Source organism: Saccharomonospora iraqiensis subsp. iraqiensis, from assembly GCF_000430445.1.
Classification (GTDB): Bacteria; Actinomycetota; Actinomycetes; order Mycobacteriales; family Pseudonocardiaceae; genus Saccharomonospora; species Saccharomonospora iraqiensis.
On record NZ_KE387097.1, the window covers coordinates 4,138 to 8,056 of the forward strand.

A 3,919-nucleotide genomic window follows, 5' to 3' on the forward strand; every position below is an offset into this window, starting at 1 on the left:
CCGAGGTGGCCGACCACCGCGGCCGTGCCGGGCCCCTCGCCGCCCGAGCCCCACGCGGCGAGCTGGGCCACGACGACCACCGTCGTCACCACGACCCATCCGGCGGTCAGCGCCCCGGTGAAACCGCGCCAGATCGGCGCGCCCCGCCGTGGTCCGCCTCTGCGCTGGGACGGTCCCGTCATCGCGGGATCCGCCGTGTCGGCACCGGCCATTCCACTCCGTCAATCGTCGTCACGTCGCCGGGGTCAGCAAGTCCCACGGGCGCGCGGCCGGGGCCGCCTCGCGCCCTTCCGGGCAGCTCAGCCGGAACTCGCACCAGCCGCACCGGGGCGCCGGACGTGCCGGGAACGCCGCGTCCGCGTCTCCGCCCGCCTGCAGCGTATCGGTCGCCGTCGCGGTGGCCCCCGCGGTCTCCTCCGCACGCCGGAGGTGCTCGTCCAGACTCTCCCGGGTGTGTTCGGCCGCGGCGACCGTCTGCCCGGGCAGATGGTGCAGTTCCACCCGCCGGCACGGGGTGCGCAGGGTGTGCGCGACGGCCACGGCGTACAGCGCGAGCGCCCGGGACCCCCGTGCCGTGGCCTCGTCGGGGACGCGCCTGCCGGTCTTGTAGTCGACGACGACGAGCTCGCCGTCCCGCTCGTCGATCCGGTCGATCCGGCCCTCGACGATCAGGGTGGGACTCCCGCCCCCGGGTCCCACCGGGGCCGACACCCACCGTTCGAGACCGACCACGGTGCCCTCGCCCGCGTCCCCGTCCCCGCGCCCGACGGGGTCGTCCCCGGCGTCGGTGGCCTCGTGCCCCGCGTGGTCGGTGTGGTCGTGCCCCGCGTGGTCGGTGTGGTCGGGGGCGTCGTGCCCGGTGGGCAGGCGTCGCCGGACGTATTCGGCCACCCAGCCGCGGGCCCGTTCGGCGTAGAGCGCGGACTGCGCGGCGTCGGCGAATCCCGCGTCCTGCCAGTGGCGGGTGACGAGCGCGGCGGCGCGTTCCGGTGTCCGACGTCGGACGGGGAGCTCGTGCACGGCCTTCAGCGCCGCGTGCACCGCGGCCCCCATCGTGTTGTGGGCGAACGCCCCGGTACGCCGGGGAGCGGGCCGGTCGAGGTAGGCGAAGCGGTACCGGCGGGGACAGTCGTCGAAGGCGCCCAGGCGGGCGGGCGTGACCCGCGCCAGCCGCTTCGGTTCGATCCCGAAGTCGAAGCCCAGCTGTTCCATGCGCGTCCCCCGGTCGGCTCGCCGTCCCCGCATCGGCCCGCGGGACTTCCACGGTAGGGGGACGGGAGGGCCCCCGTGGACGCCGGGTCAGGCCCCCTCGACGAAGCCACGGACGGCGTCGGCGATCAGGTCGACCGCGATGGCCGCGAGCAGCAGTCCCGCGATCTTGGCCAGCAGGGTGATGCCGCTCTCCCGCACGAGCCGGATCACCACTCCGGAGTACCGCATGCACACCCACAGCACGAGGTGCGCGGCGACGATCGCCGAGCCCAGTGCGAGGTATCCGCCGGGATCCCCACCGGCCTGCCGGACGAACACGATCGTCGCCGCGATCGCCCCGGGCCCGGCGAGCAACGGGGTGCCCAGCGGGACGAGCGCGACGTTGACGTCCTCGGCCGCCTCGGGTTCGGCGCTGCTCCGGCCGGTCAGCAGGTCGAGCGCGACCAGCAAGAGCAGCAGCCCGCCCGCACCCTGCAACGCGGGGATGCCGATGCCCAGGTAGGCCAGCACGACCTCACCCAGCAGCGCGAACAGCGAGATCACCAGCAGGGACACCAGGACCGCCTGCCGCGCGGCCCGTGCGCGGGCGGCGGGCGGTTTCCGCCCCACGAGACTGAGGAACACCGGCACGGTCCCCGGCGGGTCCATGATCACCAGCAGGGTGATCGCGGCCTCCAGGAACAGGGTGACGTCGAAGAGGCCGGCGAGGGTCACGATCCGGTCCCGGCTTCCTCCCAGGCTCCCCAGGCACCGCCGACCGGCCGGGTCGCGGGCCCGGTCCCGCCCGCGTTGGCCGAGGCGCGCTCGACGAGTGCGGTGAACTGCGCCGGATCGGTGGTCTCCTGGCCCGGCGTGGCCGACTTGTTGGCACCGTGGTAGTCGCTCGATCCGGTGCGGACCAGGTTCAGCTCGTCGGCGAGGCCGGCCAACCGTGCGCGGGCCGCGGGATCGTGGTCGGGATGGTCGACCTCCAACCCGGACAGTCCGCGCCCCGCCAGTGCGGCGACCGTCTCCTCGGTGATCGTCGGCCCCCGGGTGCCCGCGAACGGGTGCGCGAGGACGGTGGCGCCGCCGGCGGCGGTGATCAGGTCGATCGCCGCCTCGACCGGCGTGTCCGCCTTGGCCATGTAGTACTCCCGGCCGGTGGCCAGGTAGCGGTCGAACGCCTCCTGCACCGACTGCACCAGCCCGGCCCGCACCAGGGCCCGGGCCAGGTGCGGCCTGCCCGCCGCGGTGTCGGTGGGCAGGCCGGCCAGCAGATCGTCCGGGTCGACGGGGAGACCGTCCTCGGCCATCCGCACGGCGATGGCCCGCAGCCGCCCGCGCCGCTCGATGCGGAGGCGCTCCTGTTCGGCCACCAGTTCGGGGGCCGTCGGATCGAACAGGTAGGCGAGCAGGTGGACGCTCACCCTGCGGCCCTCGTCGTCCACCGACTCGCAGGAGAGCTCCGCGCCCGGAACGAGGGTCAGGCCGGGCGGCAGGGCCTCGGCGGCGGCCCGCCAGCCCGCGGTGGTGTCGTGGTCGGTGAGCGCCACGACGTCGAGTCCGGCGTCCGCGGCGGCACGGACGAGGGCAGCGGGATCGTCCGTGCCGTCCGAGACCGAGGAGTGGGTATGCAGATCGATGCGCACGTCGAGCATTGTCCCGTGTGCCCCGCGGTACGGGTCACCCCACCATCTTCCTGCCCCGGCGGGCGGCCCGTTGCGCCTTGATCATCGAGAACTTCTCGGCCTGCTTCTGCTTGTCCCCGAACACGAGCTGGGAGATGGTGTCGTAGAAGGCCTCCGGCTTCGGCAGGTACTCGATCTTGTTCAGCGCCTGGATCTGGCCCGCGGACTCGACGACCATCGTCCCGTAGCCGAGGATCCGGCCCAGGAACGGTCGCTCGTAGGTGAGGTCGGTCACCTTGGTGATCGGCATCATGAGTACCTGGGTGGTCCAGACGCCCTTGGTCATCACGAACCGCTTGTCGGTGACGACGAGGCGCTCCACCCACCACTCGACCACCTTGTAGGCGAACCGCAGCACCAGGAACAACGCCACGTACCAGAGGACGTTCTGCAGCATCCACATGGCGGCGGGCAGGATGTAGGAGACCATCACGCACACGGCGATCAGGGCGACGGCCTCGAACGTGTCCCAGATGAGACACGACCAGTGCCGCCGTATCCGGATCACCCGCCGCTCGGTGTCGAGCAGGTATTCGTCGGGGTCGCGGGGCGCGAACATCGGCGCAGTCTTCCGCGGATCAGCTGAACACGCTGCTGACGAACGTGATCACTGCCTCGGCGGCGTCCTGTAGTGCGGTGAGGATGTTGTCCACGAACCCCGCTGCCTCTGCCGGTCGGGCGATCACGAAGAAGAGGACCAACGCGATACCAGCGAACGTCGCAAGCTTTTTCGCGTTCACAGCGATCAATCCCGTCTCTCGAGTGCGGACCTTCTGGCTTGTGCCACTAAGTTTGTACCGCACCGCGTAGCGTCACCGCAGCAAAGTCCTGCGGGTGGGTCAGTGTACTGCGCGAATCACCGCCGTCGATTACACTCCGTTAAACCATTGGGTGACAAGGAACACGTGCCGGAGCACGACCCGGCGAGGGGCCGGAGGGGGTTGTTCACCGTGCGGCGTGCCGGCGGGGTGCGGTGCGTGGGCGGCGTCGTCCACGACGGCGCGGGCAGGCTGCTGCTCGTGCGGCGTGGCCGGGCG

Annotated in this window: 5 protein-coding genes and 1 pseudogene; all 6 read right to left on the minus strand. The window is 72.3% G+C overall.

The annotated features are described in order from the left end of the window. Nucleotides 1–182: pseudogene (locus ACTIR_RS26660) on the minus strand (hypothetical protein); the annotation flags it as partial. Nucleotides 183–231: 49 nt separating this feature from the next. Beyond that, complete coding sequence (locus ACTIR_RS0113495) at nt 232–1,212, minus strand: RecB family exonuclease (RefSeq protein ID WP_026454679.1); 981 nt, start codon at nt 1,210–1,212, stop codon at nt 232–234. Nucleotides 1,213–1,299: 87 nt separating this feature from the next. Beyond that, entirely contained in the window at nt 1,300–1,926 is a 627-nt protein-coding gene (locus ACTIR_RS0113500; protein WP_026454680.1) for a MarC family protein, read from the minus strand. Beyond that, complete coding sequence (locus tag ACTIR_RS0113505) at nt 1,923–2,852, minus strand: PHP domain-containing protein (RefSeq protein ID WP_026454681.1); 930 nt, start codon at nt 2,850–2,852, stop codon at nt 1,923–1,925. The genes ACTIR_RS0113500 and ACTIR_RS0113505 overlap by 4 nt, the downstream gene beginning before the upstream one ends. Before the next feature lie 25 nt (nt 2,853–2,877). Then, nucleotides 2,878–3,441 carry a PH domain-containing protein gene (locus ACTIR_RS0113510; protein WP_026454682.1) on the minus strand — a complete coding sequence of 188 codons (564 nt, stop codon included), beginning with the start codon at nt 3,439–3,441 and terminating at the stop codon, nt 2,878–2,880. Nucleotides 3,442–3,460: 19 nt separating this feature from the next. Then, on the minus strand, nt 3,461–3,622 hold the full coding sequence (locus ACTIR_RS27215; RefSeq protein ID WP_199285625.1) for a hypothetical protein: 162 nt from the start codon (nt 3,620–3,622) through the stop codon (nt 3,461–3,463). Nucleotides 3,623–3,919: the final 297 nt, after the last annotated feature.

What these genes read in the sequence shown, in the direction of transcription:
- ACTIR_RS0113510 (WP_026454682.1), bottom strand. Translation starts at nt 3,441, where the DNA reads ATGTTCGCGCCCCGCGACCCCGACGAATACCTGCTCGACACCGAGCGG.
- ACTIR_RS0113495 (WP_026454679.1), bottom strand. Translation starts at nt 1,212, where the DNA reads ATGGAACAGCTGGGCTTCGACTTCGGGATCGAACCGAAGCGGCTGGCG.
- ACTIR_RS0113505 (WP_026454681.1), bottom strand. Translation starts at nt 2,852, where the DNA reads ATGCTCGACGTGCGCATCGATCTGCATACCCACTCCTCGGTCTCGGAC.